Below are 13,021 nucleotides of genomic sequence, written 5' to 3'. Positions count from 1 at the left end.
TGTCGGAGTATCGGAGGGCAAGGAAAACTGTCCTCGCCTCAGCGGCCTTGTGCAGGTGCAGTTACACCCACGATAAGCGCGCCGTGAACACACATAACCTGGCCGGAGGCGTCTGCGCCACCAACCCCGCGCTCGTAACGAACACGGCGACTTGCGAGGCGGATCGCGAGAAATCCCATAATTACTTCTCGTACACGTTGAGCGCCGACTATCGCTTTACCCCATCGCTGTTCGGCTATGCCCGCACCAGCATGGCGCACAAGTCCGGCGGCTTCAATAAGACGACTGCCGATCTGGAAAGCTTCGAGCCAGAGAAGGTGACCGATTATGAGATCGGCGTGAAAGCCGATCTGCTGGATCGGCGGCTTCGCATCAATGCCGCCGCGTTTATCGCCTATTACCGCAATATGCAGCGCCCGATCACATCGGATGCCGCCGGTACGCCTGTCGCGCTCACCCAATCAATTGGCAAGTCGCGTATTCCCGGCGCTGAATTGGAGATTGTCGCGCTGCCCGCGGCCGGCCTCGAACTGTCCGGCACGATTGGTGTGATCGATCCGAAATATGTCGATTTCACGGATGCTACCGGCGACCGTACCGGTGAGCCGTTCACTCAGGTTTCCAACGTTACTTGGAGCATTGCGGGAACCTATTCGCTTCCGACCTCCTACGGGAAATACAGCGTGCACGCCGATTACGGGCATCAGTCGCGCAAATATTTCTTCCCGAACGAGCGGTCGCGCGAGCCCGGATATGGCTTGCTCAACGCCACAATCGGGCTGACGCTCGACGATCCGGGGATCGAACTCATGCTGTGGGGACGCAATCTCACCGGGAAGAAGTATAATTCCTACATCCTTGATTTCTATGCCGCGGCAGGCGTGACTACCGGCTTCCCCGGTCAGGCTCGCACCTATGGCGCATCCGCAACCTACCGGTTCTAAGCCCATGACCGACACATCCGAAGACACGATCCGCGCCGGCATCGCCCGCTGGGTGGAGAAAAGGCTGAGCGGGACCGTCCGCGACATCGTCCGTCTCGAACGCTGGCGCCCTTCATGGAACGTGGCGGCGGAGACGCCCGTAGGAGAGATCAAGCTCCACTTCCGATCGGATCGCGGCACGGGGCTTGAGACTCGACCGCTACGCGCGGAATATGAAGTCTTGCGCCTCCTTGATGAGGAAGGCGTCCCTGTTCCCAAAATCTATGGCTGGTGCGAGGATCCCGAGGCGATCGTGATGGCCGCGCTCGACGATCATCCGTTCCATGGCGGGGCCGATATCGATCCCGCGCTGCACGCAATGATCGAAGCGTATATGGCGATCCTCGCGCGGATTCATTGCATAGATACGGCTAAGGCCGCGGCGGCCGGCTTGGCGATCCCTAAGACGGCCGAGGATATTGCCCTTGCCTATTTTCGTCTGGCGGATGCCGCCTATCTGAAAGGCAAGGCTGGGCCGGAGCCGATGATCGAGTTTTTCCGCAGCTGGATTACACGCAATGTCCCGATGCATCGCACGCGAGCCGTGCTGCTGGTGGCTGATGCGCCGCAATTCTTCCATGACGGGACGGCGATCACGGCGATCTATGATCTGGAAATGGCGCATGTCGGCGATCCGATGATGGATCTTGCTTCGATCCGCGTCCGCGATATCAACGAGCCGATTGGCGGTATAGCTACCTTGATCGAGGCCTATCGCATCGCATCGGGCGAGCCCATCGACTGGTCGGTGCTCCAATTCCACACCATCGTTTCGTTCATGGCGGTACCGATGATGACCGGCGCGACATTGCGCGGCATGCATCCGCATCCCGCCTTCGTGGAATATCTTTCCTGGGATCTGGGTGCGTCGCGCGCCGCGATCGAAACGCTGGCGGAAGTCCAGGGGATCGCGTTGGATCCGGTCGCGTCACTCACGCCGCAGCTGACACGTCATGGCGAGGCGCTCGCTGATCTGGTTGCCGTCGCAGAAAAGCAGCGTCCGCCAGACGGACTCCTGCGCGAAGACAGGGTGCTATCGCTCGCGCGCTATGCAAAGCGCGCTGACGAGATCGGCCCTGCGATCGATCGTCTGGAGATCGCGGAGATCGCGTCACTGATAGGCCATACCCCCGGATCGATCGAAGAGGCACACGCCGCGCTGGAAGCGTTTGTGCTGGCACAGGGGGAACGGCACGAAGCCGCGCTCATCCGTCTGTTCCATGCTTCCACAATGCGTCGCCTGCAATTGCTGGAGGGCTATCCCGGCCCGATCGTGACACGGGGGCTTGGCAAGGCACGGTGACAAGATAGCGGTTGGAACAGGATCAGGATTCGGCGAACCCAGCCGAGCCAGCCTCGATCCGAAAGCCGTCGGCCATTTTGGCCGGGCCAGCAGATCGGATTCTCGGTTTCGACGACGAGATGCGGGAAGAGCGCATTGAAGAAGTCGCCTGCCGAGCATCGAAATGGAGGTGGAAACGGCTTCCTGCCGCGCAGCTGACCAGACGGGTAACGGAGCTGCCGGCCTGGCTGGCGGTCTCTTCGGTCATATCCGTCGTCGGCCGCATACCCATCCCGCACGATCGTGAGAAATACCGTTGGTGTAATCTCGTCGGCGGGTCGCAACCCGCTACCACAAAACCAAGGAATCATACCTCGGCTTCGTCACTCTCGCTTCAATCAAACTATGGATACCCTTCGTCCACGACGCCTAGTTTGAACATCGCGGTGGCGGAGCGATCGCTTTTGGTCGTTGCTGTTTGCGAATGGTAGGAACTGGGCGTAAATCTGCCCTTATCGTTCAATTTCCGATCATCACACGATGATCAACCAGTTCTCATCTTCATCATCTTGGGTGCACCATTCTCGAACAAGCGAGAGCACTGCTCCACGGTCGCATAGGCACCCGGCGGTTCTTCCATCGCGACGACATTTCGCGCCAAAGAAGATTCGCCTTGTTCCTGGTCGCCGGGATATGCAGCGACGCGCCGGTCCAAAAGGCCGGGTCAGCTTTCGGGGATCGGCGCGTCGTCACCCGGAGCCTTGGGCGTCAGTAATCTGGCTAGGCGGGGCCGCAGGCGCATTTCGATATCATCGAGGATTTCGTAGACGGTCGGCACCAGCAGCAGCGACAGGATGGTCGAACTGATAAGGCCGCCGATTACCGCCACGGCCATGGGCTGGCGGAAATCCGATCCTTCGCCAATGCCGAGCGCCGTCGGCAACATGCCAGCGGCCATGGCGACCGTGGTCATGACGATGGGACGCATGCGTTCCCGGCAGGCTTCCACGATCGCGTCACGCTGGGACTGGCCGGCGCGTTCAGCCTCGATTGCGAACTCGACCAGCAGGATCGAATTTTTGGCGGCAAGGCCTAGTAGCATCAGCATGCCGATCAGCACCGGCAGGGTGATGGCGAGCCCCGCGATCTTGAGCGCCAGAAACGCGCCCAGCATCGTCAGCGGAAGCGCGGAAAGAATCGTCACGGGCTTGAAGAAACTGCGGAACAGCAGGACCATCACCGCATAGATGAGCGCGATGCCCGATGCCATGGCGACGATGATGCCGGTGAAAAGCTCGCCCAACGCCTCGGTATCGCCGGTCGGGGTTTCATGCACGCCGGCCGGTATATTCTTGAAGAAGGGCAAGGTGTGAATATCCCGCAGCGCGGTGCCCAGGGTTACGCCGTTCATGTCGGCCTGCACCGAAACTCGCCGTTCGCGGTCGTAGCGGCGGATTTCGCCCGGGCCAGCTTCGAATGACAGGTCGGCGACGTTCGACAGCGCGGTGACGCCGCCGTTTATCGTGGGAACGCGCAGGTTGGCGAGCGTTTCAAGATCGGCACGCGCATCTTCCGGCAAGCGGACGCGGATCGGCAGGCGCTGGCGACCGGCCGAAAATTTGGGGACATTGGCGTCGATGTCACCGATCGTTGCGACCCGCACGGTTTCCGCGATCGCGGCGGAAGAGACGTTCAGCAGGGCGGCGGCGTCGGCCTTGGGACGGATGACCAGTTCGGGTGAAGCCGGCGGCGGCGAGGGGCGCGGCTCGATCAAGGTCGGCAGGGTACGCATTTCGCGCCACAGGCGAAGCTGCGCTGCTTCGAGTGCGACCGAATCGTCGCCGGTCAGCACGACTTCGATGCCCGCCCGCCCGAATTCGGACTGGGCGGTGATGCGCGCATCAGGAATGCTGCGCAGCATCGGGGCGATGGAGCGCGTGAACTGCTCTGTCGTCATGCTCCGGTCGGGATCGAGCAACACGGTGATCGTGCCGGTGCTGACATCGCTCGGCCCGGCCTGCAAGAGGCTGGAACTGGCGACGCCGGTCTGCGCGAACACACGCGTCACCTCCGGCCGGGCCTGGAGCAAGGTGGTGGCCTTCCTGAAGGCCGCATCCATGTCACGCGTGGTGGCGCCGCGTGGTCCTTCGACCGTCAGGTACAGGAAACCGGCATCCCGCACGGGCTGGAAACCCACTTGCATCGTCGCGGCGATGGCGAGGGCGCCAAAAAAGGCGAGGGCGCCCAGGATTACCGAACGCCAGCGGTGGGCTAGCGCCCAGTCCAGCGCCTTTTCATAAAGGGGGTTGATTGGTGGGCGCGGCCTGCTGTGGGCGACCGGTCGCAGGAAATAGGCGGCCATCAGCGGCGTTACGAAGCGTGCGACGAGGAGCGAGAACAGAACCGCGACCGCGACGGTCAGGCCGAATTCGCGGAAGAACTGGCCAACCTGGCTGGACATGAAGGACACAGGCAGGAACACGACGACGATGGTCGCCGTGGTGGCGATGACGGCAAGGCCGATCATGTCGGCGCCGATCAGCGAGGCGCGGTAGGGCGATTCGCCACGTTCTATGCGCTTTTCGATATTTTCGATCTCGACGATCGCATCGTCGACCAGGATGCCGATCACCAGAGTGAGCGCCAGCAGGGTGATGATGTTGAGGCTGAAGCCCATCACCTTCATGACCGCGAAGGTAGGGATCAGCGACAACGGCATCGCCAGCGCGGTGATGACGGTCGCGCGCCAGTTACGCAGGAACAGCAACACGACCAACGCGGCGAGGATCATGCCTTCGATCAGCACATGGACCGTCGCGACATAGCTCATGCGTGTCTGCTTGACCGTCGAGACGATGGTGGTGATCTTGACCTCGGGATGGTCGGCCATCAGCTTCGCAATAGCCTTGTCGACCTCGTCCTCGACGCTGACCTCGCTGGCGTTGGCTGTGCGGCTGACCTGAAATGCGACTGCGGGCCGCCCGTCGAGCCGCGCGAAGGAGCGTTGCTCCGCCGTGCCGTCGGCTACCGTAGCGATATCGTCCAGGCGGACATAACGGCCGGCTGAAACGGGAATCATCATCCCGCGCAGTTCCTCGACCGTCGCGGCCGAACCCAGGACGCGGATTACCTGCTCGCGTCGGCCGATATCGGCGCGGCCGCCGGGATCGTCTCGATTATAGAGCGCAAGCGCACGGTTGACCGCGCTGGCGGTGACGCCATAGGCGGTCAGCCGCTGCGGATCGAGCGTGACGTTTATTTCCCGCGCGACCCCGCCGACGCGCGATACCTGGGCGACCCCCGGCTGCGCCTGTATCGCGCGGGCGATGGTGTCGTCGACGAACCAGGACAATTCGACGTCGCTCATCTTCGGACTGTTGACCGCATAGGTGAGGATCGGCGCATTGGCGACATCGATCCGCCGTGTGCTGGGTGGGTCGATCCCCGCAGGCAGGATGGCGCGGGTCTTTTCCACCGCGGTCCGCACATCGTCGACCGACTTTTGCATGTCGGCCCCGATTTCGAATTCGGCGGTGGTGGTCGACGCACCAAGCACCACGGTCGAACTGATGTGGCGAAGGCCTGAAATGCCCGAAAGACTATCCTCGATCGGGCGCGTGATCTGGGTTTCGATCTCGGCGGGCGCGGCGCCATTCTGGGTGACGGAGATCACCACGAGCGGGAATTCAATGTTCGGCGTTTGCTTGATCGGCAGCACCGCATAGGCGCCGAAGCCCGCAATGGTGAGCGCGATCATCACCAGGACGACCGGGATAGGGTTGCGGATCGCCCAGGCGGAGACCTTGATACTCATTGGGCGGTTCCGGCCAGGCGCGGCGTCACCTTGTCGCCGTCGAGCAGGAAGCCCTGGCTGCCGAGCAGTACGCGGGTGCCCGGCGGCGGCCCGTCGACCAGTTCGATATAGCCGCCGCCGCTGCGGCCGGTCTTGACCGTTCGCGTGGTGACGGTGTTGCCCTTGCCAAGGGTCATCACCGTTGCGCCTGATGCGCCATATTGGACTGCCGCGGTGGGAACCGACGACACAAGCGGGGCCTGCGCCTGACCCAATATCGCCTGAGCGAATCCGCCGGGCCGCAGATCGGGACGTGGCGGCAGCAGGATGCGTGCCCTGCCAAGATTGGTGTCCCGGTTCACCTCTGGACTTACAAGCCTGATCGTCCCGCTAATCCGCGTCGCCGTCGGCAGAACGACATCTGCCGTCTGGCCCGGCCGGATCAGGCCGATCATTCGTTCAGGCACCTCGGCATCCAGTTCGATCAGGTCGCCGCGTGCGATACGGAACATGGGTGTGGAGGGCGAGGATACGTCGCCCGGCCGCACCGACCGTTCGAGAATACGACCGCTGACCGGTGCGCGGACTTCCATTAATCGTGCACGGACCCGTTGTGCATCAAGCAGCGCCTGCGCCTGTGCGACCGCCGCGCGTGCGGATCGGGCGGCCATGCGCCGCCCTTCGATCGCCTCGTCGGAGAGGACGCCGCTGTCGTCAAGTCCGGCGACACGATCGGCATCCTGCTCGGCCTTTTTCGCGGCGACTTCCTTTTGGACGAGGTTGGCCTGCTGTTCGGCGATGTCGGCGCGCAACAGGCTGTCATCCAACCGGGCAAGAACCTGGCCCGCACGCACCATGTCGCCCTGATCAACCAGGACGGCCACGACCTGATAACCGGAAAGTTGGCTCGCGACGACGGCTTCCTCACGCGGTACGAGTCGACCGGACACCATGCTGTCGCTTGCGAGCGGCCGCAGCGCCACTGGCGCCACCAGTACGGCGCGGGGCTGCGCGGCTGGCGACTCCGGCACGCTCTTGCTGCATCCAGCAATGGTGATCGGCAACAGCAGCGCCAGAGCGGTTGAGGGCAGGCGGCGCATCAGGGCATGTCCTTGTCTGCGGCGCCTGCGGTATCTGGTGTCCAGCCCCCGCCCAGCGCCTTGAATGTATCGACGGTATCGCGAAGCGTCGTGACCTGAAGCCCGGTCAGCGCCGCGAGATTGCCACGCCAGGTCCGTTCGGCGGTCAACAGCGCGGTCAGATCGATGATGCCGACGCGATAACCCTTTTGCTGCGCGCCGAACGCCGCGCGCGCGCGGCCTTCGGCAGTTTGTAGATCCATCAGCCGTCGCTGATCAGCCGCGAGGGTCGTCAGTCGGTTTTCGGCTTCGCCATAGGCGCGCTGGACCGCAGCCTCATAGGCGATCACCGCCTGTTCGGTGCGGGCATCCTGTGCACGGATCTGGGCGAGCAGGCGACCTCGATCGAGGATCGGCAAGGTAAGTCCGGCGCCAATCGACCAGAGGCTGGTATTATAATCGACCGGTCCTGTATTGCGGGTGGCGGATGCCGTGGGTAGCAGGTTCATGGTCGGATAAAGCGCCAACCGATCCAGCGTGAGCCGTCCTATGGCCGAGGCGAGCCTGGCTTCCGCCGCCCGTAAATCGGGCCGGCGGACCAGCAATTCGGCGGGCGCCGTCGCCGGAATCGCGGGAGGCGTGCCCAGATCCGCGGCGATAGGAAGCGAATCGAGAGGATCGGCACCGCGACCGACAAGGACGAGCAGGGATCGTCTGGACACGGCCGAGGCGGCATCAAGCGCGGATAAATCCGCCGCAGCCGTGGCCGCGTCGGCGGCAAGCGCGTCGGCATCCGCCCGTGCGCCGATGCCTGCCGCCGCTCGGCGGGCACCCAGATCGGCGAGCCCCTGCAATATGTGTAACGTGTCGCGCGCCTGCTGTATGCGTACAGCCAGACCGCGCGCTTCGAAAAGGTTGAGCGCGACATCGGCGGCAAGGCTGTGGCGGGACGCCTCATAGTCGAACTGGGCCGCCTGAACATCGGCCTGTGCCATGCGCGCGGTGGCGGCGCGCCGCCCGAACAGATCGATTTCCCAACTGGGGCTGAAGCCCCCGGCGAGCGTGGTCGAATCGCCTGCGCCAAGCTGAACTCCGGCCCCCGGTAAAGAGCCGATACCGCTGATCTCCTGATGCTGCCTTTTGGCCGAAGCCGTAAGCGAGCCTTGCGGATCGAAGGCTGCCAGGGCGCGACTGCGTTCTGCCCGCGCTTCTGCGAGCACGGCGAGCGCACGGCGTGCGTCCGGCGCGGCGATCAGGGCTGCATCGATTAGCTGAGAAAGCTGGGCATCGCCGAACAAGGTCCACCAGCGGTCGAGCGCAAGTGGGGCGGCGTTGGAAGCCGCAGGCCTTTCATAGGCGGGCGGCAGGGCGATGGCGGGCGTGCGGACGGGATGCACCGCGCATCCGCCAAGGGCCGACGCCGTCAGGACCATCACGATGAGGTCCCTCCGACCGACGCGCGGGGGCAATACAGGACAAAACAGCACATCAACCCCCGCGGTTGTAAACAGGTGTTTATTTGACCTGTGTGCAGAGGAGTGTCAACACTCGTTTACTCATGAACGGGACGATGGGCCAATGACCGATGCTATGATGCAGGAAGAGGGCAAGCGGACACGCGACGCCGCAGCGACGCGCGACGCCATTTTGGCGGCGGCATGCGAATGTTTCGTCGCCAATGATTATGAGCATGTCGGCCTGCGTGAGATTGCCGCGAAGGCCGGGGTCACCGCTGCGTTGATCAACCGCTATTTCGGTACCAAGGAAATGCTGTTCCGCACCGTGCTGGAAACACGGCCGGTCGATGCGGAGGCCAGTGATTCCTCGCTGCAGGCTTTGATGACGGATCGTGACAATTTCGGTATGCATCTTGCGCGCCGAGTGCTGAACGCGCGACGCAATAAAGCCAATTTCGCGTTCGATCCGATGCTGGTGGTGTTGCGCTCGGCGGGCCAGCCTGCCGCCCAGGCGGTTCTGCGCGAGCGCATGACGCTGTGGCTGACTCCGCTTGCCCGCGAACTGGGTGGTTGCGATGCGGCGATCCGGGCCGAGATGATTTTGGCAATCCTTGTGGGTTTCGACCTGCTGCGTAACGTCATCCTCATGCCGGGATTTGCCGAGGGTGACGAAGAGCTTCTGATCAAGCGCCTGGGCGCCGCGCTGCAGGCGCAGCTGGACGATTGAAGCGGGAACAAGCTGAAACGGCGATTTAAAAGATGGCTTCCCTACGGAGAACCGGGCAATTATTTTCGTCCCGTTTCGCTAAGGGGCAGGATTGGACAAAGACGTCAGTGGGCCAGGCAAAAGCGGGATGCTGTAGCAATCTTGCCAAAGCAAGGTGCCGTCCTTAGGCTTTGGCAATCGGCGGATCTCGATAATAAAAGCCGGGGGAGGAGAGTTTTTGACATATGTCTGACAAGAAGGTGCATTCGGTCAAACGAGCTGTAGAGGTCGCCGCAAGGGCTTTCGCATTTCGAAAATTCAATGAAGTCACCGTTGCTGAGATTTCCCAAGCGGCGCAATGCTCCACGACCACCATCTATGCCATCTTCGGGAACAAGGAGGGGCTGTTTCTGGAAGCGATGACTCATCTGCTTCAAACCCAGGTGCCCGAAGTCAGACTCAATAACCGATCGGCGCTTTGCAGACTTGTCAGTTTTGCAGAAGCGCGGGTCCGGAGTCTGTCCAGCCCGGTCGTGCGCGGCGCCGTTCGCGCCATTTCAGGTCAGATAGACACCGCCCGGACGCTGGTCGATCATCTGGCAGAGCAGCAATGTGGCAAAGTGATAGCGATTCTGGAACCACAGATTGATGCGTGCGTGCAGCACAATCTGCTCCGGCCGCTGGGCAGCGATAATTTGGCATATGCGATCATGGCCGTGACGGCCTATGAACCGATCGTTTTCGGCATGTTGTATGGCAATGACCAATCTGTCGATATCACCGGCGTATTACGCAAGGCATTTACGCCACTTGTCACGCCAAGCGGCGAAGTGATGCTGACCCAATTGCTGGATGAAGGCCCGGTCTATGGTGCCCTTAGCTTGGCGTCACGCAATCCTCCTCAACATTATCAATCTACCGGCAGGGCCTGAAAAGCGGTTTCGGTAGGAATTGGGCTTTGCTGGAACAGGGCTTGATCCAGTGACTTAATGCGAGCGCCTATATGCGTAATTGCCGAAACACTGGCTGGAACTGAAAGCGCACTGTCGCTTGAGTTTCGCACACTTTCAGACTCCCCCATTGATTCTCCGATCTACTTGACACACTCTGTTGCCAGCAATCCGACGACAGACATCTTCAGAATGTCGGGCAAGGTCGGCAATGCGGAGGGTGAGGATGGCTAATATGCCAGTCCAGATCGATTGGTCTGAACTTTATTCGGACTTGATGTCCGACAGGGAGACAAAGCGCGGAATCGCGGCTGCGCGGCTGCTGGAAAGGGATATCCGACTGAACGGCTGGTTGGTCGGGCGGGTATTTGCGGATCGGCCGGAACTGGCGAAACGTTATGGACTCGGCCGAAGGACGCTGGTGGAAGCCGTCCGCCTGCTGGAGGACCGGGGAATTGCGCGAATGCGTAGAGGCCCTGGCGGTGGTTTGATCGTTCTTGAAGTGTGTCGCAGCCGTTCGTTGAAGTTGCTGAACGAGCATTTCGTTGCGGCAGGAACGACGGTGGCGCACATCCGGGAAGCGCGGCTCGTTATCCGCATTATCGCGGATTATCTCCGTCTTCATCGCCGGGGTCCGGCAGCGCTTGAAGTCTTCAACGGTTATTTCACGCGCGGATTGGCAACGACGCGCCGTGAGGATCCACTTGCAAATATTGTCGCCGCTGGCGCCATTCAGGACCCCGCACCGCCGGGCGATCCGATCATCGATTTCCTAAACGATTCTCTCGATCGCTTCTCTCGGCTGGTTGCCCTGACCGATGCTCCTGCGGCGAGCGACGAGATGAATATTCGCGTTCCCGCGAACCGGCCGAAGACGAGCCTGGCGAGCCTTGTCGCGAAACGGATCGTCGAGGAGATCAGGAATGGAGATAGTCATGATCTCCAGCGGCTGGGCACCGAGGCTGAGATCGGCGAGCGCATGGGGGTCAGTCGCCAGGTCGTTCGCCAGGCGGTGCGTATTCTCGAATCGCAGGGAACCGTCGAGAGCAGACGCGGTCGAACGCATGGGATATCCGTGACCGATCCAGAGTCCACAGTCGCGGCTGAAGCCGTCGTCGCGCTGTTGTCATCGATGCGGATCGACGAAGCGAATGTTCGGGCGGCATGTTCGGCCATGGGCCGTTTGACCCGGATTCTCGTTGCGGCCAAGGCAGGGCCTGAGCATTTCAAGGAATATGAACGTCTCGTCGATTGCGGTCATACATGGGGCGGAATCAACATGTTTTCCCAGTGGGTCCGCCTCGATTGGGAGATTATCGACAACCCCATCCTGCGTATCTTCGCCCAGGCGCTGACCGGCTGCCAGGTCCGCCTCTCCAACGACGTCTGTGCGGTCCCGATGGAAGGCATGCCGGGGGTACAGCGCGGGCTGGCTGATCATATCGAGGCCGCGAAGAAAGGAGACCTCCTGCTCGCGGACCGGTTGCATGACGAATTGACGATGCTCGTCAGGGCCGCCTTTCACCCGGCATGATAGGTGCCCCCCGTGCTGATCAGCCCGAGGGTTCCGCAGTCTGCAACCGTGTGTTGGGTCGCCCCATCATCATGATCAGGGGAATCGTGAGCAGGGTGATTACGATCGCGGCGTAGAAAACCGGGTCGTAGCTTCCCGTCCGTTCCCTCACCCATGCAGCCAGCGGCGCCGTGACGGAAACGACCGCGAAGAAGGGGACGGCGAGCCCCATCACCCTTCCCACCGATCGCGCGCCAAACAGGCGTGTGAAAAGGACCGCCTGCATGGGCGCCACCGCACCGGACCCCAAACCAACCAGAACCAGAGCCATGTGAAGGCGTGGGAGGCCTGGTTCGTTCGAAAGCAATGCCAGCGCAACCATCTGGATGACTGCCACAACCATCCAAAGCGTCGGCAGCGCCACCTTGTCCGACAGATAGCCACTCAGGACGCGACCAACGATGATGGCAAAGGCGAAGGTCGTTATCAGGAGCGCCGCCGGCTTGAGGCCGACGTTCAGGTCGGCGGCATAGGGCGCGATATTCGGCTGGATGGCTGCGGCGACGGCCAGGAAGGCGAGAACGCTCAACACGGATAGCCAGAATTGCGGGGCGCCGAAGATGCTGCGCGCCGTCAAGCTTTCGGTGCCGCGTGGCGCTCTTGCAACCGCGCCGCCCGCCGGCACCACCAACAGAATGACCGGCAGAAGCACGATGATCGTGAATGCGCCCAGATACAGGTTGGCGCCGCGCCATCCATGATCCGCCAGCAACGCCGCGAAGATATTGGGGATGATCGCCCCGCCGATGGACCCTCCGGTCAATGCGACGCCCAGGGCGAGTCCGCGTCTTTGCTCGAATGCGCGCGTAATCAAGCTGATCGCGATCAGCGATCCGGCAAACACGACCGAGGCTGGAAATATGATCGCGAAGACCAGATAGAGGCTCCACAGATTGGGAGCGACGGACGCGAGGATAAGCCCGCCCCCGAGCGCAGCCACTCCGATCAGCAGCAAGGTTCGCGGCGCGCCATGATCGAGCATGCGGCCGAATATTGCAGACGCCGCGCATGAGGCGATGCCGAAGGCCGCCAATATCCCCAGCACGGCCTTGCGCTCTACGCCGAACTCTGTGGCGACGGGATCCACCCACAGGCCGAAACTATAGGCAACGGCTCCTGTCGACATGGCCTGAATGGCCAGCAGAACGAGGAGGAGGATCCATTTTGACGCCATCGGGCCGCGTCCTTCCTGCACGCG

General features: G+C 62.1%; 10 protein-coding genes. 5 read left to right on the top strand and 5 right to left on the bottom strand.

Going from position 1 to position 13,021, the window contains the following annotated elements; all coding sequences use genetic code 11:
* Positions 1-83 precede the first annotated feature (83 nt).
* Positions 84-944, top strand: a complete 861-nt coding sequence (locus LDB26_RS13555; RefSeq protein ID WP_257538786.1) for a TonB-dependent receptor domain-containing protein — start codon at positions 84-86, stop codon at positions 942-944.
* 4 nt (positions 945-948) lie between these two features.
* Positions 949-2,286 carry a phosphotransferase gene (locus LDB26_RS13550; protein ID WP_257538784.1) on the top strand — a complete coding sequence of 446 codons (1,338 nt, stop codon included), beginning with the start codon at positions 949-951 and terminating at the stop codon, positions 2,284-2,286.
* Between the two features lie 22 nt (positions 2,287-2,308).
* Here LDB26_RS13550 and LDB26_RS13545 read toward each other — a convergent pair whose 3' ends face one another.
* The 4 genes from LDB26_RS13545 to LDB26_RS13530 all read right to left on the bottom strand — a co-directional run bounded on the left by LDB26_RS13545 (position 2,309) and on the right by LDB26_RS13530 (position 8,570).
* Entirely contained in the window at positions 2,309-2,533 is a 225-nt protein-coding gene (locus LDB26_RS13545; protein ID WP_257538783.1) for a hypothetical protein, read from the bottom strand.
* 456 nt (positions 2,534-2,989) lie between these two features.
* The gene (locus LDB26_RS13540) at positions 2,990-6,079 is read right to left on the bottom strand and encodes an efflux RND transporter permease subunit (RefSeq protein ID WP_257538782.1); all 3,090 of its coding nucleotides are present in this window, start codon (positions 6,077-6,079) and stop codon (positions 2,990-2,992) included.
* Positions 6,076-7,158, bottom strand: a complete 1,083-nt coding sequence (locus tag LDB26_RS13535) for an efflux RND transporter periplasmic adaptor subunit (protein ID WP_257538781.1) — start codon at positions 7,156-7,158, stop codon at positions 6,076-6,078. Before LDB26_RS13535 ends, LDB26_RS13540 begins: the two co-directional genes overlap by 4 nt.
* A complete protein-coding gene (locus tag LDB26_RS13530) occupies positions 7,158-8,570 on the bottom strand; it encodes an efflux transporter outer membrane subunit (RefSeq protein WP_257542117.1) in 1,413 nt (470 codons plus the stop codon). Before LDB26_RS13530 ends, LDB26_RS13535 begins: the two co-directional genes overlap by 1 nt.
* A gap of 145 nt (positions 8,571-8,715) precedes the next feature.
* Here LDB26_RS13530 and LDB26_RS13525 point away from each other — a divergent pair, with 145 nt between their 5' ends.
* The 3 genes from LDB26_RS13525 (at position 8,716) to LDB26_RS13515 (ending at position 11,784) form a co-directional block, all read left to right on the top strand.
* Positions 8,716-9,321 carry a TetR/AcrR family transcriptional regulator gene (locus tag LDB26_RS13525; protein WP_257538780.1) on the top strand — a complete coding sequence of 202 codons (606 nt, stop codon included), beginning with the start codon at positions 8,716-8,718 and terminating at the stop codon, positions 9,319-9,321.
* Between the two features lie 224 nt (positions 9,322-9,545).
* Positions 9,546-10,232 (top strand): TetR/AcrR family transcriptional regulator, encoded by a 687-nt coding sequence (locus LDB26_RS13520; protein WP_257538779.1) that lies wholly within the window; start codon positions 9,546-9,548, stop codon positions 10,230-10,232.
* A gap of 244 nt (positions 10,233-10,476) precedes the next feature.
* Positions 10,477-11,784 (top strand): GntR family transcriptional regulator, encoded by a 1,308-nt coding sequence (locus LDB26_RS13515; RefSeq protein WP_231746333.1) that lies wholly within the window; start codon positions 10,477-10,479, stop codon positions 11,782-11,784.
* A 19-nt stretch (positions 11,785-11,803) separates the two neighbouring features.
* On the opposite strand, the gene LDB26_RS13510 is transcribed toward LDB26_RS13515, so the two are convergent.
* On the bottom strand, positions 11,804-12,997 hold the full coding sequence (locus LDB26_RS13510) for an MFS transporter (RefSeq protein ID WP_197413626.1): 1,194 nt from the start codon (positions 12,995-12,997) through the stop codon (positions 11,804-11,806).
* Positions 12,998-13,021 lie beyond the last annotated feature (24 nt).

The organism is Sphingobium sp. CFD-1 (assembly GCF_024611115.1).
GTDB classification, from domain to species: domain Bacteria; phylum Pseudomonadota; class Alphaproteobacteria; order Sphingomonadales; family Sphingomonadaceae; genus Sphingobium; species Sphingobium baderi_A.
The sequence above is the reverse complement of the archived record's forward strand: the minus strand, read 5'-3'. Positions and strand labels throughout refer to the sequence as shown.

What these genes read in the sequence shown, in the direction of transcription:
- LDB26_RS13550 (WP_257538784.1), top strand. Translation starts at nt 949, where the DNA reads ATGACCGACACATCCGAAGACACGATCCGCGCCGGCATCGCCCGCTGG.
- LDB26_RS13530 (WP_257542117.1), bottom strand. Translation starts at nt 8,570, where the DNA reads ATGGTCCTGACGGCGTCGGCCCTTGGCGGATGCGCGGTGCATCCCGTC.
- LDB26_RS13520 (WP_257538779.1), top strand. Translation starts at nt 9,546, where the DNA reads ATGTCTGACAAGAAGGTGCATTCGGTCAAACGAGCTGTAGAGGTCGCC.
- LDB26_RS13535 (WP_257538781.1), bottom strand. Translation starts at nt 7,158, where the DNA reads ATGCGCCGCCTGCCCTCAACCGCTCTGGCGCTGCTGTTGCCGATCACC.
- LDB26_RS13545 (WP_257538783.1), bottom strand. Translation starts at nt 2,533, where the DNA reads ATGACCGAAGAGACCGCCAGCCAGGCCGGCAGCTCCGTTACCCGTCTG.
- LDB26_RS13510 (WP_197413626.1), bottom strand. Translation starts at nt 12,997, where the DNA reads ATGGCGTCAAAATGGATCCTCCTCCTCGTTCTGCTGGCCATTCAGGCC.
- LDB26_RS13525 (WP_257538780.1), top strand. Translation starts at nt 8,716, where the DNA reads ATGACCGATGCTATGATGCAGGAAGAGGGCAAGCGGACACGCGACGCC.
- LDB26_RS13515 (WP_231746333.1), top strand. Translation starts at nt 10,477, where the DNA reads ATGGCTAATATGCCAGTCCAGATCGATTGGTCTGAACTTTATTCGGAC.
- LDB26_RS13540 (WP_257538782.1), bottom strand. Translation starts at nt 6,079, where the DNA reads ATGAGTATCAAGGTCTCCGCCTGGGCGATCCGCAACCCTATCCCGGTC.